Here is a 24,032-nt window from a genome sequence, read left to right on the forward strand (position 1 = left end):
GTCACAAAAAAACGTGAGTCATAAAAATTAGTATACTGATGGCAGTCTTGATAGCAACGTTGGCTGTACTCAGTTCTAATCGAGGACTTCCAGCTAGAAGCGAGAAAACGATCAGCTAAATTAGAACGGTCACTACACCCGGACAATTCCCGACGATGGCTCAACTTCCTAAACCGGCTCAATTTCTCACTCAGTGGCTTCCCTCCGGGTTGTGTGGAGGCTTAGCCGTTCATTCCGCCGCAGCCGGAAATATACGAGCTGCCCTTATATCAACGCTCATTGCGGCTGGGTGGTTTGTCTTGGCCAGTTCCACCAAAGTCTTCATGGAAAGGATAAATGCAGGGCTGAACGAACGGGTAATACGCACAGCAGACAAGCTCCTCATCGCCACCGACACGCTTCCCGGAAAGCTGAAATGGAAACTATCGGGATTCCTCGGCAAGTATTACAACAGCCTCATCGACTCCCACTGCGAACTGAAAACTGAGGGATTTAACGTCGGGTTGCCGGTGTTGGACTTAGAAGAAGTCTTCGTTCCCTTGCAGGTTGCATCACAAACCCCGCGCAAGGTACCGGGGGGTGTGGTGACACGCCAACCTGTACCCCCGCTAGGTAACGGGGAAACCCAGCAACTTTGGGATTTTTTGAGAGAAAGTCGGCAAACCCGAAGCTATCGCCGCATTGCCATACTTGCGCCCCCTGGTTTCGGGAAAACAACACTACTCCAGCACATCACGCTGACTTATGCCCAGAAAAAACAGGGCAAACACAAGGCGCCGAAATGGGTTCCGGTGCTGATACGGATGCAGGATGTTCGCCAAAGCCTAGTGCATTCGCAACCGCCGAGTCTGCCGCAATTGATGCGAGAGCGAGTTCAACAGTTACCCGCCTGCGAAACCTTGGAACCGCCTAAGGGGTATTTCGAGACGTTGCTGCGAAAGGGGCAGTGTTTGGTGATGTTGGACGGATTGGACGAGGTGGCAGATGTTGCAGAACGCCAGAGGGTGAGTGATTGGGTTAACGAACAAATGCGGCAATATCCCCAGGCCAACTTTGTCCTCTCGTCCCGTCCCCACGGCTTCGAGGGGGAACGTCTGGACAAGGTAGGTATTGTACTGGAGGTGCAACCGTTTAACCTGGAACAGATTCGGCAGTTCGTCCAGTCCTGGTATCGACAGATGGAAATTCGCCAGCGGGCACGAGATACCCCTGCGGTGAGGGCCGATGCGGAGGAGAAGGCGAACCGTCTGATTCAGGCTTTGTTGTTGAATCCTCCCATGCGTCGGCTGGCCGGCAATCCCCTGTTGGTGACGATGATTGCGACGGTTCACGCTTTGGGGAACGCCTTACCGAAGCGACGAGTGGAACTATATCGAGAAATTTGTGATGTCTTATTGGGGCGGCGACTGTATGCAAAACAGTTGACGTTACCCCTCACAGCGGGACAAAACCAGAACATTTTACAAGTGCTGGCGTTGGCGTTGATGCAACAGGGTAAAACGACGTTTGAGTTGCAGGCTGTAGAACCGCTAATTCAGGAACAGTTGGCGAAAACCAGCGCACAGACGTTAACGCCGGCCCAGTGGCTGAAGGGCATTCAAGACGATGTGGGTTTGTTGGTGGAGAAAACCATCGGTAGTTATGAATTTGCCCATTTGAGCTTTCAAGAATACTTGACGGCGGTTCAAGTTAAGAACCTTAAGCAAGAGCAGCTTCTAGTACAACATTTTGAGGATGGTTTTTGGGCGGAAACGATTCGGTTATGTGCTGCCCAAAGTAACGCTTCGACTTTGATTCAATATGCAATCCATCATCAAAGTATCCAGACGTTAAGCCTAGCGTACGATTGCTTGGAAGAAGGTCTAGAAGTCACTGGCGAGGTGAGACAAGACCTTGAGGAAATTCTAGAAGCTGGTTTGTGTTCTGACAATCCAGAAGTGGCAGCGATAGCAGCGACAGTTAAGCTGTCGCGGCGTTTAAATCGCTTGCTAGAAGATGATGCTGGACTGGCCATCGATTTGTCCTATCTCAGTCAAGCAGAGTATCAATTTTTAACTCATCAAGGGGATGATAGCGAAAATAAATTTAGATTAGAGATGACTCCAGCAGAAGCGCAGCAACGGGCGACACCGCTTGAATATGACATGGTTTTGCAGGCATTAACTCGTTTAAATCAACAGAAGTTGCCGTCAGAACAACAGGAAGATGGATATTTTTATTATTATCGACTACCGACAGGTGAAGAACTCAACCGCTATCCGTCCAGGGATAATGAAGATTTAGGATCTTGGACTGAGAAAGATTTCGACAAGGGATCGCAGTCCCAAGGAATTCGCATTGTACGGGAGAAAATCCCGAAGAACTATGAAACTCTTGCTAACTATCTCGCGGCAGGAGCTTGGAAAGAGGCAGATGAGGAAACGCTTGCGGTGATGCTCAAAGTTGGAAATCGAGAAGGTGACGGCTGGCTAGACAAAGAGTCGATGGAGACGTTTCCCTGTGAAGACCTGCGCGTTATCGATCGACTTTGGGTATACTACAGTGGTGGGCGCTTCGGTTTTAGCGTTCAGAAGCGAATTTATGAGGAAGTTGGAAAAGACTGGGATAAGATGAGCGAGAGAGTCGGGTGGAGGACGCAGACACGGGACGCGGGGGACGCGGGTGGTCATGTTGTGAGTTATCCCCTCGGACATCTCCCGAAAGGTAGGAACCGCTCCCTACGGCTTGGTTTGGTGGTGATTACGACCTGGCAGTTTGGTATTACTCTTCTCTCGCGCAGCGACTTGTAAACTGTAACATATAAGCGCCACAGCCGTTTTAGAAAAGTTTGAATTTTTAGCTTCCCTAACGAAAAACTTAGTCTTTTCGCGTTTCCATACCTGGCACCCTCAACACTTTTAATCCCAAAACAGTTGTTCCACAATCTTGGGGTCGTAACAGTTCGCCAACACGAACTGTTTGGCGACTTTACGAATTTCGAAATTGTTGGCTTCCCATCGATTCCAGGGAAGGCTCATTTGTCCCGGTGATACCTTCTTTTCTCGCCGTTTCAAAATTTTGGGTAACAGTCGATTTCCCCAGTAAAAATATCTTTAACTTTTACTGCAACTTTTCTGTCAGTTTTAGCACAAGAATTACGGTAGGGTGTGTTCCGGCTTCCTTCAATTTTGGATTCTTAGCAACCGGATTAAGCGAGCCGGAACGCACCAAATTCGGGGACGATATGACCGAAAAATTACAGCGATGGTGCGTTCCGGCAGTTTCTACATTGTTCTCTAAAGTTGACATGGATTTGAGCCGCAACACACCCTACCGGCCACGACAACACAATTGCCTTGAACCTTTGCTGCCAATTTTCCGTCAGTCCTTGATTATTGAGGTAGAGTAAACTGAGTTATACACAAGCGACCTGTCCCCATTATGAACGCTCACAACATCATTACAATTGAGCCTGATAAGCGTGGTGGTCAGCCCTGTATTCGCCCGATGCGGATCACGGTCTACGATGTGCTAGGGTGGCTAGCGGTTGGCATGTCTACGGCTGAGATCATCGACGATTTTCCCGAATTAACGGAAACCGATATTAGGCACTGTTTAGAGTTCGCAGCTGACCGTAAACATTGTTAATCTGTTGACAACTATAGCCAGTTGCATCATGAAAACGAAAGCCCCATATTACACCCCTCAAGACTACCTCGAACTCGAAGAAAACTCTCAAGATAAACATGAATATCGAGACGGAGAAATCATACCCATGGCAGGGGGGACAACGAACCACAACAAAATTGCCTTGAACCTTTGCCGCCAATTTCCCCTCAGTATTGGTGACATCGACTACGAGGTCTATTTAGGAGATGTCAAACTCTGGATTCCCGCCTATCGACAGTACACCTATCCCGATGTCATGGTGATTGAAGGTCAGCCGATGTATCACGAAACGGGAACAACGGCGGTTATAAATCCCACTTTGATTGTCGAGGTTTTGTCGAACTCAACGCGAAATTACGACCAAGGAGACAAATTTGATGGTTATCGATCGCTGCCGCAGTTTCGCGACTATCTCCTCATCTGTCAGTACCAATACCACGTAAAACACTTTTCTAAAACATCTGAGAATCAATGGTTGTTGACAGAGTATCGAAATCTTGAAGATGAGATTCAGTTAAGATCCATTGAGTTTCGGATGTCCCTGGCCGAGATTTATCGACGGGTCAACCTTCAGGAATCCGAGTAAACACCAAGAAATCTCGAACCTCGCATATTTTCTATGAAGACACCGGTACAATCCAGATTGATGGATAATGATGGAAAAAAAATTGGGGTAGGGTGTGTTCCGGCTTCGTTCAATTTTTGATTCTTGGCAACAGGATTAAGCGAGCCGGAACGCACCAAATTCGGGGACAAGATGACCGCCCAATTATAGCCCTGGTGCGTTGCGGCAGTTTCTACATTGTTCTCTGAGGTTTAATATGGGTTTGAGCCGCAACACACCCTACCGCTGAAACCTCACATATTTTTATCACCAGAAACAACGCAGCTTTGGTGGTGATGATGTCGCTAGAGGATTACGAAGCCTTAGAAGAAACAGCATACCTGTTGCGTAGGCCGAAAAACACCCACCGTCTGTTAGAGTCGATCGCAGAACTCGAACAAGGTGGCAGTTAAAACAAGGAACTTTGAGAATGAAGACCAGATTTTCTGCCATCATGACTGATTGAGGGAGCAAACTCCGCTCTCAAGGATTCATGGTGCATCGCCTACCTCTGCAACGCCTCTTCCTCCGCCCCAACCCCTCCCCCAGCGTCAGCCGCATCTGGCTGGCCCTAACTTTGCTGCTGTCCGCCAGCTACGCGCTCCCGGTTCTCCAGCAAACCCTGCAACCGGGCTATCTCGTCGCCAACGATGCCCGTCAGCATCTGTTCTGGATGCGACGCTTCCTCGATGGGGGCTTGTTTCCCAACGATCTCATCGCCGACTACTTCCAATCCCTCGCCCCCCCAGGTTATCGCGCCTTCTATTGGAGTTTCGCCCAACTGGGACTCGATCCTTTGGCCCTGGCCCGCATTCTCCCGGTGATTCTGGCCCTGCTCACCACGGTCATGGCCTTCCGCCTCAGCTTGCGCCTGGTCCCGATCCCCTTCGCCGCCTTCCTGGCTAGTAGCCTCTATCTGCAAAATCTTTGGATGCGCGATGATCTCGTCTCCGCCACCCCTCGCGCCTTCCTCAGCCCCCTGCTGCTGACGGTTCTCTATGCGATCGCCGCCCGTCGCCCCCGACTGATGCTCCTCGGACTCCTCGGCTTAGGAGGCTTCTATCCTCCCTATCTCCTGGTGGCGGCGGGAATCCTGTTCCTACTGTCTCTCCAGGGTGAGTTTCCCTGGTCCTGGACTGGCCTAGGGTTGGGGCTAATTGTCCTGATGCTCTTCCCCTATCTCCTGCAATCCTCGGAGTTTGGCCCCACGGTCACCTTAGCCCAAGCCCAAGACCTGCCGGAGTTTCAGCCTGGGGGACGGACGGCCTATTTTGCCGAGGATTGGGGGCGCTTTTGGCTCTGGGGAGGACGCACGGGCCTGCAACCGCCTCTCGACCCCCCCTTACTCTGTAGCGCCATCCTCTTACCCTTCCTCCCCCAGCGTGAGCCAATCCCCCATCTCCCCTTGTTGCAGGCTCTACTACTGTCGGGTTTGGGGCTGTTTTTCCTGGCCCATGACCTGGCCTTTCGTCTCCATCTCCCCAGTCGCTATAGCCAACATAGTCTCCGAGTTGTCTTTGCTCTAGCAGCGGCGATCGCCCTGGTCTTAATAGTGCAGTTTATCCTTGACAAAAGTGTTGTTCTGTGCTACTTATCCCTAGGGTTGCTCCTGAGCTATTTAGTCTTCTACCCCCAGGGATTGGGCAATTACCCACGCACCAATCTAATTGTGGGCAATCATCCGGCCCTCTATGAGTTTCTACAAGAGCAACCTCCCGAGACTCGCATCGCTTCCCTGGCCCTAGAAGCCAATCAACTGCCCACCTTCAGCCGGCGATCGCTCTATGTGGGCTATGAATACGCCATTCCCTTCCACCAAACCTATCACCAAGAGATACGCCGCCGGGCGATCGCCCTGATGGAAGCACACTACAGCCCGGATATCCAACAACTTCAACAATTCTTAACCGAAGAGGCGATCGATGTTCTCGTCATCGAACGGAGTGCCTTTGAACCGGACTATCTCGAACGCTCCTGGTGGACACGTTCCTATCCCGAGATTAGCCAAACCATCCAACAGCAGCTTCAGCAGGGCCAAATCCCCGCCTTAGCCGCAGGGGAAATCCCCTGCACCCGCTTCGACGATGGCCTATTTCGGGTTGTGGAGGCGAATTGTCTTCAACGGACATTCTCGCCTAACCCCAGATAGAGAATTGATGATGGCGAACCTCCAGTGAACACCGCCGTTTAGCTACGGTTTTCCCGATTGTTCGCTCCTGAGGCCACCCTGGTGATATCATCAAAGTTCTCGCGGTGAGTGGGGTTCCTGGGGCGCAACGGATCTCAAGACTGCCCACTCCGGGGACAATTTTGGCCGTAAAGCGGATCTGATTTTGTGACCAATTTTACAGTTAGAAAAATATTTTTCCTGATAATCAAAATAGGAGAACGTCAGGCTGGGTATAGCTTTGATGTCATCGTTTGCCCATAACTACAGCTTGGCTAGCCTCTGCAACGAAAAATTACGGGGCCATGCAACTTAGATTTGATCATTTTATTAAGAATGATCGCGTTTTCCAGCTTTTGGAGAGACAATCCTAAAACTCAGGCTGTATCTCTGCCCTTGCGAATCACTGTTTCCCTTCACGAATTGCATCCATGACTAACATCAAACAACCACGACAACAGGGCTTGTACGATCCACAGCTAGAGCATGATGCCTGCGGGGTTGGGTTCATCGTGCAGATGAAGGGAGTGCGATCGCACAGCATTGTTGATCAAGCCCTGACGATCCTGGTCAACCTCGAACACCGGGGAGCCGTGGGGGCGGAACCCAACACCGGGGATGGGGCGGGGATTCTCACCCAACTCCCCCACGACTTTCTTCAGGCGGCGGCTCAGGAACTAGGGATCACGCTCCCGGCTCCGGGCCATTACGGCGTGGGGATGTTTTTTGCCAGCCCTGATCCGGCGATTCGCCAAAAGGGTCGAGACATTTTTGAAAAAATTGCCACAGAAGAAGGGCAAACGGTCCTCGGTTGGCGGGATGTACCAACGGATCATAGCGATTTGGGCCAAACGGCACAGGACAGTGAGCCGTTTATTCAACAGGTGTTTATTGGTCGCAATCCCGATATTGCCGATGATTTGGGGTTTGAGCGCAAGTTGTATGTGATTGGCAAGCGATCGCACCACGAGATTCATCGCTCCGGCGTCGATAACTATTGGTATTCCACCAGTGTGTCCAGCCGCACCATCGTCTATAAAGGGATGCTCACCCCGCCTCAGGTGCGCAGCTATTTCCCCGATTTGAACGATGAACGGTTTACCAGCGCCCTCGGTTTGGTGCATTCGCGCTTCAGCACCAACACCTTCCCCAGTTGGGAGCGATCGCACCCCTACCACTACATCGCCCACAACGGCGAAATCAACACCCTCCGGGGCAATATCAACTGGATGCACGCCCGCCAAAGCCTCTTTGCTTCAGAACTGTTTGGCGACAGCCTCAAGTCCATGCAGCCCATCATCGATATGGACGGCAGCGATTCCGCCATTTTTGACAACACGCTGGAACTCATGACCTTGGCGGGTCGGTCATTGCCCCACGCGATGATGATGATGATCCCCGAACCCTGGGCCGCCCATGAATCCATGAGCGATGAGCGCAAGGCCTTTTATGAATACCATGCCTGCTTGATGGAACCCTGGGACGGCCCCGCGTCCATTGCCTTCACCGATGGCACCATGATGGGGGCGGTGTTGGATCGCAACGGCTTGCGGCCTTCGCGCTACTACGTCACCCATGATGATTTGGTGATTATGGCCTCGGAAGCCGGGGTATTGCCCATTGAGCCAGAGCGGGTGGCCTTCAAAGGTCGCCTTGAACCGGGGCGGATGTTCCTGGTGGATATGGAGCAGGGGCGCATTGTGGCCGATGAAGAAATTAAGCAGGACATCACCAGCGCTCACCCCTACCGGGATTGGTTAAATCAATACCAGGTGGATTTGGCGGATTTACCGGCGGCGGAACCTGCGCCGCCCCTCGGCTCGGAACTGTTGGCCCATCAAAAGGCCTTTGGCTACACGTTTGAGGAATTGCGGCTGTTGATCAGCCCCATGGCTCAAAATGGTGTCGAAGCCGTGGGCGCGATGGGGACAGATACGCCCTTAGCGGCCCTGTCCGATCGCCCCAAACTGCTTTACGACTATTTTCAACAACTGTTTGCCCAAGTCACTAACCCCCCCATTGATTCGATTCGGGAAGCGATTATCACCTCTGCCATCACCACCATCGGCTCCGAGGGCAACCTGCTTAACCCGGAACCCCAAAGCTGTCAACTGATCCAACTCCCCACCCCCATTCTCACCAATGCGGAACTGGCTCAGTTAAAAGGGGTGAATCTGCGAGGGTTCCAATCCCAAACTTTGCCGATTGTGTTTGAAGCGGCCCAAGGGGTGGACGGGTTGCAGACCGCGTTAGAGACTCTGTTTAGTGCCGCCGATGAGGCGATCGCCGCTGGTAAAAATGTCCTCATTTTGAGCGATCGCGGTCTGGATCAGGGCCATGCCCCGATTCCTGCCCTGTTAGCGGTGTCGGGCCTCCACCACCACCTCATCCGCAATGGGACCCGCACCCGCGTCGGCCTAGTCCTCGAATCCGGCGAACCCCGCGAAGTGCATCATTTTGCGGTGCTGTTGGGCTATGGTTGCGGTGCCATTAACCCCTATGTGGCTTTTGAAAGCATTGAGAACCTGATTCAGGACGGATTGCTTAAGGGGATAGACGCCAAAACGGCGGTGAAAAACTACGTCAAAGCGGCCACCAAGGGCGTGATTAAAATTGGCTCTAAAATTGGCATCTCGACGATCCAAAGCTATCGCGGGGCGCAAATTTTCGAGGCCATCGGCCTGCACCACAGCGTTGTGGATACCTATTTCTCCTGGACGGCTTCTCGGTTGGAAGGGATAGATTTGGGCGTGATTGCTGCTGAGGCCCTGCAACGCCACCATACTGGCTTTAGCGATCGCCCCGGTGGAACCCCGACCCTGGATGTGGGGGGTGAATACCAATGGCGCAAGGATGGTGAAGAACATTTACTGTCGCCAGAAACCATCCATCTGCTGCAACAAGCCGCGCGAGACGGGGACTATGAGCGGTATCGAAAATATGCAGCCCTGGTGAATGACCAAGGCAAAAAACAATTCCGCCTGCGGGATCTGCTGGCCTTTAAAGAGCGCGAGCCGATTCCCCTCGATGAAGTCGAACCCATTGAGGCGATCATGAAGCGGTTTAAAACCGGGGCGATGAGCTATGGCTCCATTTCTAAAGAAACCCATGAGGCCCTGGCGATCGCCATGAACCGCATCGGCGGCAAATCCAACACCGGGGAAGGGGGCGAAGATCCCGAACGGTACACCTGGACTAATGAGCAGGGAGATTCTAAAAACAGCGCCATTAAACAGGTGGCCTCCGGTCGCTTTGGTGTCACCAGTTTGTACCTGTCCCAAGCCAAGGAAATTCAAATCAAAATGGCTCAGGGGGCAAAACCCGGTGAAGGCGGCCAATTGCCCGGTCTGAAGGTCTATCCCTGGATCGCCAAAGTGCGCCATTCCACCCCTGGCGTGGGCTTAATTTCCCCACCACCCCACCATGACATCTATTCCATTGAAGATCTCGCCGAACTGATCCACGACCTCAAAAACGCCAACCGGGAGGCCCGGATCAGTGTCAAACTCGTGTCCGAGGTGGGTGTGGGAACCATCGCCGCTGGAGTCGCCAAAGCTCATGCGGATGTGGTGTTAGTGTCCGGCTTTGATGGGGGAACCGGCGCCTCGCCCCAAACCTCGATTAAACACGCCGGTTTGCCCTGGGAATTGGGGTTAGCAGAAACCCATCAAACCCTAGTGCTGAATAACCTCCGCAGTCGCATTGCCGTAGAAACCGATGGGCAAATGAAAACCGGGCGGGATGTGGCGATCGCCACCCTCCTCGGCGCCGAAGAATACGGCTTTTCCACCGCGCCCCTCGTCAGTTTAGGCTGCATCATGATGCGGGTCTGCCATAAAAACACCTGTCCCGTCGGGGTAGCCACCCAAAACCCCGAACTGCGTAAACATTTCAGCGGCGATCCGCAGTACACCGTTAACTTCATGACCTTTGTGGCCATGGAATTACGGGAAATCATGGCGCAGTTAGGGTTCCGCACCGTCAATGAAATGGTGGGCCGCACCGATGTCCTCGAGCAAAAACAGGCCGTAGATCATTGGAAGGCCAAGGGCATTGACCTGAGCAAAATTCTCCATCAGCCGGAGGTGGGGCCAGAAGTGGGACGCTATGCACAGATTCCCCAGGATCACGGTTTGGCGAAATCCTTAGATATGACAACGCTCTTGGATCTGTGCCAACCGGCTCTTGAGCGAGGGGAAGCGGTCAAAGCCACCTTACCCATCTGCAACATTAACCGCGTCGTCGGGACAATTCTCGGCAATGAAATCAGCAAACGCTACTGGGACGGCCTCCCCGATGGCACCATTCATCTCCATTTCCAAGGCACAGCCGGGCAGAGTTTTGGAGCCTTCGTTCCCAAAGGGGTCACCCTGGAACTCGAAGGAGATGCTAATGATTATCTTGGCAAGGGGTTGAGCGGCGGCAAAATCATCCTGTATCCCCCGAAAAATTCCACCTTTATCCCAGCGGAAAATATCATCGCGGGCAATGTGGCGTTCTACGGAGCCACCAGTGGCGAGGCCTATATTCGGGGCATTGTGGGTGAGCGGTTCTGTGTGCGTAATTCCGGCGTTCATGCGGTGGTCGAGGCGATCGGCGATCACGGTTGCGAATACATGACCGGCGGCAAAGTGGTGATTCTCGGCCGCACAGGTCGGAACTTTGCAGCGGGGATGAGTGGCGGCGTGGCCTATATCCTCGATGAGGCGGGAGATTTTGCGACCCGTTGCAACCGGGAGATGGTGGATCTCGAAGCCCTCGAAGATCCAGAGGAAATCCGTGATCTGCGGGAGATGATCGCCAAGCACGCGGACTATACCGGTAGTGATAAGGCCGGGGAGGTTTTGGCGAATTGGGATAGCATGATCCCCACCTTCATCAAGGTGATGCCCCGGGATTACAAGCGGGTTCTGCAACATATCCAAAATGCCTTGGCTAATGGCTTGAGTGGCGATGATGCCCTATCGGCGGCGTTTGAAGAAAATGCCCGTGATATTTCCCGGATTGGGGGAAGTTAGAAAGCAAGTTCCGATGCTCTAGGGCGCAACCATTGCGCCCCTACGTTCTATTCGTTCACGTCTAAAAAACAATGGGAAAACCAACTGGCTTCATGGAATATCTGCGCGAGGTGGCCGAAGATGTGGCCCCGAGCGATCGTATTCACAATTGGGATGAATTTCATCTGCCCATGGCGGAGGAACAGCTCCGGGATCAGGGGGCGCGGTGTATGGATTGCGGTACGCCCTTTTGCCATACGGGGATTGAAATTAGCCGCATGGCCAGCGGTTGCCCGATTAATAATCTGATTCCAGAATGGAATGATTTGGTCTATCGCGGCCTCTGGTCGGAGGCTCTCGATCGCCTCCATAAAACCAATAATTTCCCCGAATTTACCGGCCGGGTTTGCCCTGCGCCCTGTGAGGGGGCCTGTGTTTTGGGGATTACCAGTCCGCCGGTGACGATTAAAAGTATTGAAAACGCCATTGCTGAAAAGGGTTGGGAATCTGGCTGGATTACCCCCACACCTCCCAGTCAACGGACCGGCAAAAAGGTGGCGATCGTCGGCTCTGGCCCAGCGGGGTTAGCGGCGGCGGATCAACTCAACCAGGCGGGCCATTGGGTGACGGTGTATGAACGGGCCGATCGCCCCGGTGGTCTACTGATGTACGGCATCCCCAATATGAAGCTGGATAAACAGGGGGTGGTGATGCGCCGCCTCGATGTGTTGGAAGCCGAAGGGATCACCTTTGTTTGCAATACAGAGGTGGGGAAAGATCTACCGGCCCAGCAATTGCTCAATGAATTTGATGCGGTGATTCTCTGCACCGGAGCCACAAAACCCCGCGACTTGCCCATTGAAGGCCGGGAATTGCAAGGGATTCACTTCGCCATGGAATTCCTCACTGGCAACACCCGCACCTTGTTAGCGGGGGACAACACCAGTGATTTCATCTCAGCGGCGGGTAAGGATGTGGTAATCATCGGGGGTGGCGATACGGGAACCGATTGTGTCGGTACATCGCTCCGCCATGGTTGCAATAGCGTCACCCAATTGGAAATTATGCCCCGCCCGCCGGAAACCCGCGCCGCCAATAACCCCTGGCCCGAATGGCCGAAAATCTACCGCATGGACTACGGCCAGGAGGAAGCAGCGGCCAAGTTTGGCGATGATCCCCGCGCCTATGTGCGCACCGCAACCAAGTTTGAAGGGGATGAGCAGGGCAAGCTTAAAGCCGTGCATACCGTCGAAGTGAATTGGGCAAAAGATGACCAAGGCCGGTTTATTCCCCAGCACGTTGCCGGGACGGAAAAGGTGTTGCCGGCCCAGTTGGTGCTATTGGCCATGGGCTTTTTGGGGCCAGAGCAGCCGTTACTGGATGCCCTGGGTTTAGATCGCGATGGCCGCAGCAACGTCAAGGCAGAACATGGGGAGTATCAAACCAGTTTGCCCAATGTGTTTGCGGCGGGAGATTGTCGTCGCGGTCAAAGTTTGGTGGTTTGGGCGATTAATGAGGGTCGAGGGGTAGCCCAGGCCTGCGATCGCTTCCTCATGGGTAGCAGCGACCTCCCCTAGGGTTCTACCCTGGACCGAATGCGTCGCTATTTTTGTTCAATCCTACGTCTGGGAGAGAGAGTCTGGCTCAGTCTTTCCTGGAGGAAGCAGATAAATCACCCCAGAAATCAGGGTTAGGGCGACGGCGGCCCAGAAGCTAATCACCCCCACCCGGGGCCAGGGTTCCGGGAGGGGGGCCAACAAGAGGCTAATGGCGACAATTTGACTGACGGTTTTGGCTTTCCCCCAGAGATTGGCCCCGGAGATGTTGGGCTGATTGACGCGCCAACCGGCGATGGTGAGTTCTCGCGTCAGCACCAGAAACACCCCCCAGGCGGGTAGGAGTCCCCATTCAATGAAAACGAGAAGGGGGGCAAAAATCAGTAGTTTGTCGACGAGGGGATCGAGGAACTTGCCTAGGTCCGTGACCTGATTGAAGCGGCGGGCCACGTAGCCATCAAGCCAGTCCGTGAGAGCGGCCAGGAGAAAAAGTGCCAGGGCGAGCCAGCGATCGCCCCCATCGGGATGACTGACAACATAGAGAAAAAAAGGGATTACCAGGAGTCGGGAGACGGTAATCCAAGTGGCAACGGTCATCGACAATGGATCATGAATTAGCAGACTGGGGGGCTAGACGCGGGAGGTGAGGTCATCAATCATTTTCACCTTCCCTCGGCGGACGGAGCGAATCAGGCGGTTGATGGAACGGCGATCTTGCTCACTGACGGAGTCATCAAGGGATGCTGCCATAAGTCCATAGCAATCAGAGCGAGTTAGAACCCCTGTTTCCCGCGCTGAAACCAGTATTTCGGAAATTGCTCCCGGCAACAGTTGAACCTTGGGTAGCATGATATTTTTTGTGGCTACAATCTGGCATATCTAGTATGCCGCATATTGACCAACAACTAAGCGATCGATGTCGGGGTTGAATGCGATCGCGATCGCATGATTGGAGACTCAACGGTCATCATTCCACTCTAGTGCCCCCCTAACCCTCCAGAAACACCCCCATACGGCGGAATTTCTCATAACGCAGTTGTTGCCGTTCCTGGGGCGATAACTCCAATAGGCTATTGAGTTCCTCAATTAAGGCCCGTTTCAGGATTTCCGTGGCCTGCACCGGCTGATTGTGAACTCCACCGATGGGTTCGGGCAGGAGGCGATCGAGAATCTCCAGATTTTTCAGATCCTGGGCCGTAATTTTCAGGGCTTCTGCCGCTTGGGGACTCTTAGCCGCATCTTTCCAGAGAATGGCCGCACAGGCTTCAGGAGTAGCCACGGTATACACCGCATGTTCAAACATCAGCAGGCGATCGCCTACCCCAATGCCCAAGGCACCCCCCGAGCCTCCCTCGCCAATCACCGTACAGATAATGGGAACCTCAAAGCCAAACATCTCCCGCAGGTTGACGGCGATCGCCTCCCCTTGGCCGAGATGTTCCGCCTCAATCCCCGCCCAAGCCCCCGGGGTATCAATAAAAGTCAAAATGGGCATTCCAAAGCGATTGGCATGATCCATCAACCGCAACGCCTTACGATAGCCCCCAGGGGAAGCCATCCCAAAATTACGACGAACATTATCCTTCGTATCCCGTCCCTTCTGATGGCCCAACATCACCACAGGGATACCTCCTAAGCGGGAAATTCCCCCCACCAGAGCCGGATCATCAGACCCCCCGCGATCGCCGTGCAATTCAATCCACTCATCGCCAATGGCCTGAATATAATCCAAGGTACTAGGACGACGGGGATGGCGAGCCAGTTGCAACCGTTGAGCCGGCGAGAGATTACTAAAAATCTCCTGGCGTAACTCCGTGGCGCGATCCTCAAGTTGGCGAATCTCATCGGAGACATCCACATCGGTGTCTTCGGCAATATCTCGAATTTGCTGGATGCGCTTTTCTAGCTCAACGAGGGGTTTCTCGAAATCTAAGAGCATAGGTTCAGATCAACGTCTCTGGGGGAATAAGGGGAATCAGGGGAGAAACTAAAGGAGGGACGGGTACTCTAGGACTTCAGCTAGGACAACAGGGGTTTAAACCCATGCTTGAGAGACACCTCACCAATTTTCTCCATTTTCTCAACGGTGATTTGGTTCCGTCCCCAGGAAAAATTGGTGTACCACTTCTCAAACTCTAAGAGCATGGATTCGGCAAAGCAGGCGAACATCTGACGGGCAGGAACATCCATGTTCACTAACTTCATGATACGCCAGTTGATATCCAGGGCATGTTCGACGATGCCACCTTTGAGAACCACCACACCGGGATGTTGCACTTTCGTGTCCAGATTCTTGGGATAGCCGCCATCCACCAACAAACAGGGTTTTTTCAAGGTCGTTGAATCAATCACCAGTCCCTTGGGCATACTGGCCACCCAGACAATGATATCGGCTTTGGGGAGAGCATCCTCTAAGCCCATCACCTTACCCCGTCCGAGTTCCCCTTGTAAGTCTTCCAAGCGTTGGCGATCGCGCGCAATCAGCAACAACTCCGCCACATCGGTGCGAGCATTCAACCAACGACAGACCGCACTGCCAATATCTCCCGTTGCCCCACAGACGGCCACCGTCGCCTGAGACAATTCAATCCCCAACTGGGCGCTGGCCTGCTCAACCTGACGGGCAATAATATAGGCCGTATGGGTGTTGCCCGTGGTAAAGCGTTGGAAATCTAGGGTAATGTTGCGAATCCGCTCAATTTGATTGAGATTGAAATTCTCGAAGACAATGGAGGAAAAGCCACCCAACGCTGTGATATCGAGACCAATTTTCTGAGCGTGAGCCATAGCGTTGATAATCTTGCGGGTGGCGGCCTTCACTCGCCGCGTCGCCAGCATCTCCGGCAGAAAACAGGATTCGACATAACGACCTTCAATGGTTTGCCCCGTAATACTGGTGACGGTAATGTGATCCACCGTTTGCGGCGGCGCCGCACACCAGAAGTCAAGGCCTTGGTCTGCAAGTCCGTCATATCCCATGTCCCGGGCAACGGACTGGGCGTGTTCCAAATTAGTCAGGTGACCGATTAAACCAAACATGGGCAGAATCTCAAGCAACCCTTATTTCAGGCTGCGATATGGTATCCGGTAACAATAAGGCGTTCATAAACCTTTACAATACTATGTAAAGCGCCCCTTCTCAAATTAAATCTGATTCAAACACAAAAAACCGCTCGCTTTTCTAGGAAAAAACGAGCGATTGCGACAATGCTGTTACGCCTCGTTCGTTAGGCAGCAGGGTCAGAGCAGTAGCTCCAGGCAGCGCTTCTAAGCTGCACCCCGCAAGCCATAGGAGGACATTTTCATGATGTCACGGGTGCTGAAGCCGATGTTGCTCAGGGCTTCCCCATAAGCAATCATGAAGTCTTCAATTAGCTCCTCTTTTTCCATATTGAGGACTTTGGCATCCTTGGCGACAGCGTTGAGCATTTCCCAAACGATGGGCAGGTTCTCACGATTGGCCGCATCTACTTGGTCTTTGCATTCTTCAAAATGTGCTTTCAGCCATTCTTCGCCAAAGTTGAGATGAAGATACTCATCTTTGACCACCCCTTCGGTGATTTTACGCGCAAAGGGATCCGCATGGGGGATATAAATGTTGTAGGCGGAAATGGCGAAGCACTCAATGATCAGAGACTGAATCACCAGACAGGTGATAATATCATTCGCTTCACTGGCAACCTCAAAGTTACGACGCAATTTCCCAAAAAACTCTTGCGCAAATTCCATGTCAGCCACAACGCTCAGGTTACGCCCACAAGCCTGGAATCCTTTTTTATGGCGTTTCTCCATCTTGGCCAGAGACTTCAGTTCATCCTGACTTTCCGGGAGCATTTCCGCTAAGCGGATGTAATTGTCAAAGGCTTCTTGTTCGCCTTCGATGACAATGGCGTTAATGCGACTGTAAGCGTCTTTGTAGACTTCGCTTTGGTAATCCAGAGTGGCGGTCGCTTCTAACTGCGGCATACGTTTTCTATCTCCTCATCCTGTTTTATGGAGCGGCGAGACTACACCGAACCGTTGGTTTTCAACCTGGGTGGTTAAACTTGTTCAATAGGTCGTTACAGCTTTCTATCACTTTACAAGGTTTAACCGGAAGTTGACCAGGTTTTTTCCTCTCAACTCCTAGCTAAGATCATTCTACCGCTGCTTTTAGATTTATGTCTCCCGAATTTTCTAATCGACCTCATCCCCGTCCTGCTAAGGCTTTGCCCCGGACGCCCCCGGATTCGACGATTGCTGAAGCTAATCAATGGCAGGGTCTGATCTTGTTTTTTTTAATGATTGGTGCCGGGATCATGCTCATCCCTCTGGGGATTGTCCTCAGAGCGGCTTTTGCGCCTCCTGGTTCCCTGGCTGACTTAAATCTAGCGGGAGCCTGGACCCTTGAGAGTTACCGAGAAGCTTGGATGCGTGGGAATTTTTGGCTGGCCTTTGCCAATTCCACCTTGGTGGCCCTGGTGGTCACGGGCATCCAAACAGTGACCTCCGCCTTAGCCGGCTATGCTCTGGCTAGATTTCAATTTCGCGGTCGCAATACGGTGCTGGTTTTGATTCTGGCGACCTTGGCGATTCCCTTTCAGCTCCTGGTGATTCCTATTTTCCTGGTCTTGAAGTGGGGGCATCTCCTAGATACCTATGGAGCGTTGATTCTGCCGACGGCCGTCAGTGGCTTCGGCATTTTCCTGATGCGACAGTATTTTCTGACCATTCCGGTGGCTATTGAGCAGGCGGCAATTTTAGATGGAGCGACGGCCGGGCAAGTGCTGCGACATATTATGATTCCCCTATCTCGTCCGGCTTGGGTGACCTTGTTTTTGTTTGCCTTCATCGGCGAGTGGAATGATTTGTTTAAACCCTTGGTGTTTACCACCCGTCCCGAACTGAGAACGGTGCAGTTAACCCTGGCGGAGTTTCAGGAACAATTCACCAGTGACTGGGCGGTGCTCATGGCGGCGGTGGTGATTTCCTCGCTGCCGGTGATTGTCCTGTTTTTGCTGGGCCAGCGTCAGTTTGTCCAGGGGATTGCGGCGACAGGGGTGAAAGAATAGCGCTATGGATGGGGTCCTATTGAAAGGGCCGCAGACGAAAATAGGAACTTAGGGGAACCTGGTAATACTCCATCAGCAGGGTAATGACACAGGAGCCATGACAGAGGAAAGTTAAGCCGGTCCAGATCAGGGGGAAGGCACTCCAGCCCGAACCTGGTAGGGGGGGGAAGATATAGGCAGCCGTGGCAACAATGGCCGTGGGAACGAGGGTAAAGCAGACCGCCGCAATCCAAGTTTCTAGACTAATTTTCACATCCTCGCGCCCTGTCGGCTGCCAACCCCGTCCTGTCCAACGCCAAGTGGGGGGTGGGGACTGGTCGATCGCCCGTAGGGAAACGCGATCGCGCTGGGGCTGATGTTGGACTTCAAACAGATGGCCGCAGTTATCACAGCCGATCGCCTCCATAAGGGTGAGAGGAGAGAGTTGACCCCGACGGCAGATGGGACAGGGACAATCTCCTCGGGAGGGATGCTGGGGAAGGGAAGACATAGAGGATCCAAGGGGGCGATTGCGGTTCCAGCACGCTTTGCGAGCGCGGACTTAAACTCATGATAGCGAGATTTTAAGAGAAGCCATTATGAGTCCAGGCGATCGCCCCAGGGGACCGAGAGGGGTGTGGCGCTAGCTCTGGGGATGTTGGGGCGCAGACCCCTGTTTACGGCGGTTTTCAATCTCGATCAACAGGGTGTCGAGCTGGGCATGTAGATGCAGATACTTGACCTGATGGTCCGCTTGATAGACAGATAATTTCAGATCTGACAAGGGTTTCAGGGTTGAGGGCTTGGATAGAGTCGTCATATTAAGAAGAAATTAAGAATTTGTACCTAAAGCGGTTCGGGCAACATTCTACTGCAACTATTACGAAATGTTGCAACAAATGTTGCAGTTTTGTGAAACAGGTTCAAGTCTTCCTCTCCCTCAGCCGCCGCCAGCCCATCGTCTCTCCGCCCCCGCCCCCCCTCACGCTACCGTCGCATCAGCCCCAACTTTGGTACAATTAACCCATGAATCAAGACCGATGTGGGCTGATAATTTGGCCTCACAGCTCGGTCAGCCCCCCTATTTGCCAACAACCATTGTGACGCTGAGTTTTTCGACCGCCAACGCCCCTCAACCCGAAACCGCTCCACAGCAGCGAGGCTGGCGCGGTTTGATCAATGCCTACCGTCCCCACTTGCCGGTGAGCGATGCCACTCCGGTGATTACCCTCCATGAAGGGAACACCCCCCTAATTCCCGTCCCCACCATTGCCGCTGAAATTGGCAAAAAGGTTGAGGTCTTCGTCAAATACGACGGCCTCAACCCCACCGGCAGCTTCAAAGATCGGGGCATGACCCTCGCCATCTCCAAAGCCAAAGAAGAAGGCGCGAAAGCCGTTATTTGTGCCAGTACCGGCAACACCTCCGCCGCCGCCGCCGCCTATGCCAAACGGGGGGGCTTACGGGCCTTTGTGCTGATTCCTGACGGCTACGTGGCCCTGGGCAAACTCGCCCAGGCCCTAGTTTACGGCGCCGAAATTTTAGCCATCAACGGCAACTTTGACCGCGCCCTAGAAATCGTCCGCGAACTGGGAGAAAGCTACCCCGTCACCGTCGTCAACTCCGTGAATCCCTATCGCCTCGAAGGCCAGAAAACTGCTGCTTTTGAAGTGGTCGATGCCCTCGGTAACGCCCCCGACTGGCTCTGTATCCCCGTGGGGAATGCTGGCAATATCACCGCCTATTGGATGGGATTCTGTCAGTACCAACAATTAGGACATTGCGATCGCCTCCCCCGCATGATGGGCTTCCAGGCCGCCGGGTCTGCCCCCCTCATCGAAGGGGCCCCCGTCAAAAATCCTGACACCGTGGCTACCGCCATCCGTATTGGCAACCCCGCCAACTGGGAAAAAGCCTTAGCCGTCGAGAATGCCAGCCAAGGAGAATTTAACGCCGTCAGCGACGAGGAAATCCTCCATGCGTACCGTCTCCTGGGGCAAGAAGGCATTTTCTGCGAACCCGCCAGTGCCGCCTCCGTCGCCGGCCTCCTGAAGCTGCGCGATCGCGTCCCCAGCGGGGCCACCATCGTCTGTGTCCTCACCGGTAACGGCTTAAAAGACCCCGACTCCGCCATCAAACATAGCCACAGCCAACTGCGCCAAGGCATTGAGCCAGATGTCGAACAAGTGGCCCAAGCCATGGGATTCTAAGGGCTATTCCCCCAAAATCGTGACCACAATCTGACGCTGACGCGGCTTAATATCACATTCAATGTGAAAGATTTGCTGCCACGTTCCTAGCTTCAGGTGGCCCTGTCGCACCGGAACCGTCAGGGCCGGCCCCAACCAGGTGGCTTGTAGATGGGAATGACCATTGCCATCATGCCAAGTTTGTTCATGGCCATAATCACGACTCGGGGGAATCAAGCGGTCCAGGAGTTCCGGCAAATCCCGCTTCAGTCCCGGCTCAAACTCAATCGTCCCAATCGAGGCCGTACTGCCCACATTGAAAATATGGGCGAGTCCGGTGCGAATCCCGGACTGTTTGACGATCTGCTCCACCCGCTCGGTGATATCTTGTAGATCGCCATGATTATAGGTCTGTAGTTCAAACTCGTCTTGGAAAACCATCGGGTAACCTCTTGTATCAACAGCACCTACTTCTATTGTGGCCCCGAGTCGGGAACCATCGATCCCATTTGAGATCTGCCGGCCCCTCGACTATCATTATTGTAAATATAAGTAAAGACGTTAGCCCCTGTGTTTGTTCTCACTGGTTACGAATATTTTCTAGGCTTCCTGCTCATTTGCAGTCTTGTGCCTATCCTGGCTCTGACTGTCTCGAAGCTGGTACGACCCAAAAGTCTGGGTATTGAATCCAATACCACCTACGAATCAGGGATGGAACCCATTGGTGGCGCCTGGATTCAGTTCAACATCCGCTACTACATGTTTGCCCTGGTTTTCGTGGTCTTCGATGTTGAGACCGTCTTTCTCTACCCCTGGGCTGTGGCATTCCACACCCTAGGACTACTGGCATTCGTCGAGGCGTTGATTTTCATCAGCATCCTCGTCATTGCCCTCGTGTACGCCTGGCGCAAAGGAGCATTGGAATGGTCATGAGTGATAATCTCTCTACCCCCACCCTCATTAATCCCGTTGAACGTCCTCAAGTGACGCAGGAGTTGTCGGAAAACCTCATTCTGACAACCGTCGATGATCTCTACAACTGGGCCCGTTTGTCGAGTCTGTGGCCCATGATGTATGGGACTGCTTGTTGCTTTATTGAATTTGCCGCCCTGATTGGCTCTCGTTTTGACTTTGACCGCTTTGGTCTAGTTCCCCGTAACAGCCCCCGCCAAGCGGATTTACTGATTACTGCCGGAACCATCACTATGAAAATGGCCCCGGCCGTGATTCGTCTGTACGAACAGATGCCGGCCCCCAAATATGTCATTGCCATGGGTGCTTGCACCATCACCGGTGGGATGTTTAGCGTCGATTCCCCTACGGCGGTTCGCGGTGTGGATAAGTTGATTCCGGTGGATGTGTATATTCCCGGCTGTCCTCCCCGTCCTGAAGCCATTATCGACGCCATTGTCAAGCTGCGGAAGAAGGTCTCCAATGAGTCCCTCTCGGAACGAGGCAATCACCAACAGACCCACCGCTACCACACTATCTCGCACCAACTCAAACCCGTTGACCCCATCTTCACGGGTCAATATATGCGCAGTGAGGCTCGGCATAATCCGCCTAAGCAACTCACCGAAGCGATGGGAATGCCCGTTCCCCCCGCCTTACAATCGACACAACAACAAGCTGCTCAGAAACAGGAGGCAGACCGTGGCTGAAGAGTCCCCCAAAAACGGCAATCCGGCCGAAGAACAAACCGAGGATAAACCTGTGCCGGCGGGCCCCGTCTCCAAATGGTTGACCGAGAATGGCTTTGCCCATGATGCCCTCGAAGCCGATAACTTGGGAGTGGAACTGATTCAGGTTGACTCCCAGGTGCTGATTCCCATTGCCACAGCCTTGTACGCCTATGGCTTTAACTACCTGCAATGTCAAGGGGCCTATGATGCGGGGCCGGGTCAGGAGTTAGTCAGTTTCTATCACTTGATTAAGGTCAGTGATGATGCTCATAAGCCTGAGGAAGTGCGTTTAAAAGTCTTTTTGCCCCGAGATGAGCCGAAAGTCCCCTCCGTCTATTGGATTTGGAAGGGCGCGGACTGGCAAGAACGGGAATCCTACGATATGTTTGGCATCCATTATGACGGCCACCCGAACTTGAAGCGTCTGTTGATGCCCGAAGACTGGGTGGGTTTCCCTCTGCGGAAGGATTATATTTCTCCCGACTTCTACGAAATTCAAGATGCCTATTAGGTTGCCCTAATTTGGCATGACCGGCGTCGCCAAGAAAACCTCAGTCTCGTTAGGGGGCTGGGGTTTTCTTGGTGAAGAGGCAAAAGAAGGGAACAGGGGGGAGAAGGCAATAGGCAGTAGGCAATAGGCAGTAGGCAGTAGGCAGTAGGCAGTAGGCAGTAGGCAGTAGGCACGCTAGTAATCGAAGATGGCTATGGGGAGTTGGTCACGGCACGTAGGGTTGTTGGGGTTGGGGTTGGGGTTGGGATGGGGGTTGTAGGAGTCGCTCGTAAATGGGTCGCATAAACCAATAGCCGGCCCCAAAGGCAGTAATGATAATGGCAAAAATGGCCACGAGCAGCCATAGGCCTCCTCTCGTGGATAACTCATCTCCTACCCCATTGAGTTCAACCGCCGAAAATTGGGGTCGAGTGGAGGGGGTGGGGGATTTGCGCTTGGAGGAACTGTTGGGATAGAGCGGGGGGAGGTTGCCGAGGGGATCCTGAGGTTGAGCGGAGTTCGGATGGCTCCCAGGGACATCGCTTTGCGGGCGATCGAGTTGGGGTAGGGCTTCGCTGCGGCGGGGGCCACTGCTGCTCTGGGGAGATAGTTCAGCCGGGGCGTTGGCGGCGGAATGAAGGGAGTCGGCCACCTGTCCGAGGCTTAGGGCAGAGTTGACCACGTTGTGAACTTCATTCAGCAGTTGTTGATTCTGGTGGGATAGGCTGTGATTTTCACGGCTGAGCTGTTGGTTCTGGGCATGGAGAGAGTCCAACATGGCCTGAGTGGCCTGCAACTCGGCGGCCAGTTCCCGGTAGACCGTCAGGGGTACGGAGGGGGATTGTCCGTTGGGATTGCCGGAACCGTGAGGGTTTGGATGTTGCATGGGTTGCTTGCTATTCTTAGGGAGAAATATCGGTCGGAATGCTGGAACTCGCGACTCCAACAGCTACCACCATCAATAATTTACCATCACAGAGAATGCACGATTCACAAACGCCGCCGAACAGCACCACTTCGGCTGAGTCTTCCTCCATGAAATATGGGGAACGGGAGATTCAGGAGGGACAACTGATTACCTTTCCTAATCCTCGTCCGGGACGACGCTACGAGATTCGGGTGACGTTGCCGGAGTTTACCTGTAAATGCCCCTTTTCGGGCTATCCTGACTTTGCCACGATTCATCTGGTCTATGTGCCTGATGAGACGGTGGTGGAGTTGAAAGCTCTCAAGCTCTATGTGAATAGTTACCGCGATCGCTACATTTCCCACGAGGAGTCCGCGAATCAAATTTTGGATGATTTTGTGGCGGCTTGTGACCCCTTAGAGGCCAATCTTCGGGCTGATTTTCTACCCCGTGGGAATGTACATACGGAAATTGAGATCCACCATGTTAAGCCGGGACAAACGGCCTAGCGTAAGCCCCAAAAGGCGAGAATGCCTTGGTGGGTAATCAGTTCGGTCAGCACAACAGCCACAAAGCCCAACATGGCTAGGCGACCGTTCCAAACTTCAGCGTTGGGGGTAAAGCCAAAGTTTCCCCCGCCTGAGGTGTTGGTCTTGGCTTGGGATTTTTTATCCGATGCACTGAGTTGACCAAAGCCTTTGTCGGTTGCTGCGCGCGGTTTTGCCACGGGTGTTATCTCCTAGTATGGGTCTGGATTCAGGG

22 protein-coding genes and 1 pseudogene are annotated in these 24,032 nt (G+C 53.3%); 13 read left to right on the plus strand and 10 right to left on the minus strand.

The features are described 5' to 3' along the window. Positions 1 to 155 precede the first annotated feature (155 nt). A complete protein-coding gene (locus L855_RS06775) occupies positions 156 to 2,789 on the plus strand; it encodes a GUN4 domain-containing protein (RefSeq protein WP_159785858.1) in 2,634 nt (877 codons plus the stop codon). Between the two features lie 108 nt (positions 2,790 to 2,897). Here L855_RS06775 and L855_RS06780 read toward each other — a convergent pair whose 3' ends face one another. Next, on the minus strand, positions 2,898 to 3,053 hold the full coding sequence (locus tag L855_RS06780) for a hypothetical protein (RefSeq protein WP_159785861.1): 156 nt from the start codon (positions 3,051 to 3,053) through the stop codon (positions 2,898 to 2,900). Between the two features lie 367 nt (positions 3,054 to 3,420). Here L855_RS06780 and L855_RS06785 point away from each other — a divergent pair, with 367 nt between their 5' ends. The 6 genes and pseudogenes from L855_RS06785 (at position 3,421) to gltD (ending at position 12,993) form a co-directional block, all read left to right on the plus strand. Next, positions 3,421 to 3,627: a DUF433 domain-containing protein gene (locus L855_RS06785; RefSeq protein WP_159785864.1), complete on the plus strand. Its 207-nt coding sequence runs from the start codon at positions 3,421 to 3,423 to the stop codon at positions 3,625 to 3,627. A gap of 28 nt (positions 3,628 to 3,655) precedes the next feature. Further along, positions 3,656 to 4,234: a Uma2 family endonuclease gene (locus tag L855_RS06790; protein WP_159785867.1), complete on the plus strand. Its 579-nt coding sequence runs from the start codon at positions 3,656 to 3,658 to the stop codon at positions 4,232 to 4,234. Positions 4,235 to 4,509: 275 nt separating this feature from the next. Further along, positions 4,510 to 4,665: pseudogene (locus L855_RS06795) on the plus strand (type II toxin-antitoxin system prevent-host-death family antitoxin); the annotation flags it as partial. An 80-nt stretch (positions 4,666 to 4,745) separates the two neighbouring features. Beyond that, entirely contained in the window at positions 4,746 to 6,401 is a 1,656-nt protein-coding gene (locus L855_RS06800; RefSeq protein WP_159785870.1) for a hypothetical protein, read from the plus strand. A gap of 449 nt (positions 6,402 to 6,850) precedes the next feature. Then, positions 6,851 to 11,437, plus strand: a complete 4,587-nt coding sequence (gene gltB, locus L855_RS06805; RefSeq protein WP_159785873.1) for a glutamate synthase large subunit — start codon at positions 6,851 to 6,853, stop codon at positions 11,435 to 11,437. 71 nt (positions 11,438 to 11,508) lie between these two features. After that, positions 11,509 to 12,993 (plus strand): glutamate synthase small subunit, encoded by a 1,485-nt coding sequence (gene gltD, locus L855_RS06810; protein ID WP_159785876.1) that lies wholly within the window; start codon positions 11,509 to 11,511, stop codon positions 12,991 to 12,993. A 42-nt stretch (positions 12,994 to 13,035) separates the two neighbouring features. Here the strand turns inward: gltD and pgsA are convergent, their stop codons facing one another. From pgsA to L855_RS06835, 4 genes are all read right to left on the minus strand, one after another. After that, positions 13,036 to 13,569: a CDP-diacylglycerol--glycerol-3-phosphate 3-phosphatidyltransferase gene (gene pgsA / locus L855_RS06815; protein WP_159785879.1), complete on the minus strand. Its 534-nt coding sequence runs from the start codon at positions 13,567 to 13,569 to the stop codon at positions 13,036 to 13,038. Between the two features lie 391 nt (positions 13,570 to 13,960). After that, positions 13,961 to 14,911 (minus strand): acetyl-CoA carboxylase carboxyl transferase subunit alpha, encoded by a 951-nt coding sequence (gene accA, locus L855_RS06825; RefSeq protein WP_159785885.1) that lies wholly within the window; start codon positions 14,909 to 14,911, stop codon positions 13,961 to 13,963. 80 nt (positions 14,912 to 14,991) lie between these two features. Then, positions 14,992 to 16,011 (minus strand): long-chain acyl-[acyl-carrier-protein] reductase, encoded by a 1,020-nt coding sequence (locus L855_RS06830; RefSeq protein ID WP_159785888.1) that lies wholly within the window; start codon positions 16,009 to 16,011, stop codon positions 14,992 to 14,994. 228 nt (positions 16,012 to 16,239) lie between these two features. Then, positions 16,240 to 16,938 carry an aldehyde oxygenase (deformylating) gene (locus L855_RS06835; RefSeq protein WP_159785891.1) on the minus strand — a complete coding sequence of 233 codons (699 nt, stop codon included), beginning with the start codon at positions 16,936 to 16,938 and terminating at the stop codon, positions 16,240 to 16,242. Positions 16,939 to 17,132: 194 nt separating this feature from the next. On the opposite strand from L855_RS06835, the gene L855_RS06840 reads away from it, so the two are divergent. Beyond that, positions 17,133 to 18,023, plus strand: coding sequence for an ABC transporter permease subunit (locus L855_RS06840; protein ID WP_159785894.1), 891 nt, complete (start codon positions 17,133 to 17,135; stop codon positions 18,021 to 18,023). A 16-nt stretch (positions 18,024 to 18,039) separates the two neighbouring features. On the opposite strand, the gene L855_RS06845 is transcribed toward L855_RS06840, so the two are convergent. Together L855_RS06845 and L855_RS21110 are read right to left on the minus strand one after the other, a co-directional pair. Then, positions 18,040 to 18,513, minus strand: coding sequence for a hypothetical protein (locus tag L855_RS06845; protein ID WP_159785897.1), 474 nt, complete (start codon positions 18,511 to 18,513; stop codon positions 18,040 to 18,042). A gap of 132 nt (positions 18,514 to 18,645) precedes the next feature. Further along, positions 18,646 to 18,786 (minus strand): hypothetical protein, encoded by a 141-nt coding sequence (locus L855_RS21110; RefSeq protein WP_192925083.1) that lies wholly within the window; start codon positions 18,784 to 18,786, stop codon positions 18,646 to 18,648. Between the two features lie 316 nt (positions 18,787 to 19,102). Here L855_RS21110 and thrC point away from each other — a divergent pair, with 316 nt between their 5' ends. Beyond that, a complete protein-coding gene (thrC, locus tag L855_RS06850) occupies positions 19,103 to 20,212 on the plus strand; it encodes a threonine synthase (RefSeq protein ID WP_425500600.1) in 1,110 nt (369 codons plus the stop codon). A gap of 3 nt (positions 20,213 to 20,215) precedes the next feature. Here the strand turns inward: thrC and L855_RS06855 are convergent, their stop codons facing one another. After that, a complete protein-coding gene (locus L855_RS06855) occupies positions 20,216 to 20,632 on the minus strand; it encodes a secondary thiamine-phosphate synthase enzyme YjbQ (protein ID WP_159785903.1) in 417 nt (138 codons plus the stop codon). A 129-nt stretch (positions 20,633 to 20,761) separates the two neighbouring features. Between L855_RS06855 and ndhC the strand changes: the two genes are divergently transcribed. The 3 genes from ndhC to L855_RS06870 are packed head-to-tail and all read left to right on the plus strand — an operon-like array spanning position 20,762 to position 22,384. Further along, positions 20,762 to 21,124 carry a photosynthetic/respiratory NAD(P)H-quinone oxidoreductase subunit C gene (ndhC, locus tag L855_RS06860; RefSeq protein WP_159785906.1) on the plus strand — a complete coding sequence of 121 codons (363 nt, stop codon included), beginning with the start codon at positions 20,762 to 20,764 and terminating at the stop codon, positions 21,122 to 21,124. Then, a complete protein-coding gene (locus tag L855_RS06865) occupies positions 21,115 to 21,852 on the plus strand; it encodes an NADH dehydrogenase subunit K (RefSeq protein ID WP_159785910.1) in 738 nt (245 codons plus the stop codon). The genes ndhC and L855_RS06865 overlap by 10 nt, the downstream gene beginning before the upstream one ends. Further along, positions 21,845 to 22,384, plus strand: a complete 540-nt coding sequence (locus L855_RS06870; protein ID WP_159785913.1) for an NAD(P)H-quinone oxidoreductase subunit J — start codon at positions 21,845 to 21,847, stop codon at positions 22,382 to 22,384. The genes L855_RS06865 and L855_RS06870 overlap by 8 nt, the downstream gene beginning before the upstream one ends. Positions 22,385 to 22,589: 205 nt before the next feature. Here L855_RS06870 and L855_RS06875 read toward each other — a convergent pair whose 3' ends face one another. Beyond that, entirely contained in the window at positions 22,590 to 23,249 is a 660-nt protein-coding gene (locus tag L855_RS06875) for a hypothetical protein (protein WP_159785916.1), read from the minus strand. Between the two features lie 95 nt (positions 23,250 to 23,344). Here L855_RS06875 and queF point away from each other — a divergent pair, with 95 nt between their 5' ends. Then, the gene (gene queF, locus L855_RS06880; RefSeq protein WP_159785919.1) at positions 23,345 to 23,779 is read left to right on the plus strand and encodes a preQ(1) synthase; all 435 of its coding nucleotides are present in this window, start codon (positions 23,345 to 23,347) and stop codon (positions 23,777 to 23,779) included. Here the strand turns inward: queF and L855_RS06885 are convergent. Then, the gene (locus L855_RS06885; protein WP_159785922.1) at positions 23,776 to 23,997 is read right to left on the minus strand and encodes a chlorophyll a/b-binding protein; all 222 of its coding nucleotides are present in this window, start codon (positions 23,995 to 23,997) and stop codon (positions 23,776 to 23,778) included. The genes queF and L855_RS06885 overlap by 4 nt on opposite strands. Positions 23,998 to 24,032: the final 35 nt, after the last annotated feature.

Source organism: Sodalinema gerasimenkoae IPPAS B-353 (assembly GCF_009846485.1).
In the GTDB taxonomy this organism is placed as follows: Bacteria; Cyanobacteriota; Cyanobacteriia; order Cyanobacteriales; family Geitlerinemataceae; genus Sodalinema; species Sodalinema gerasimenkoae.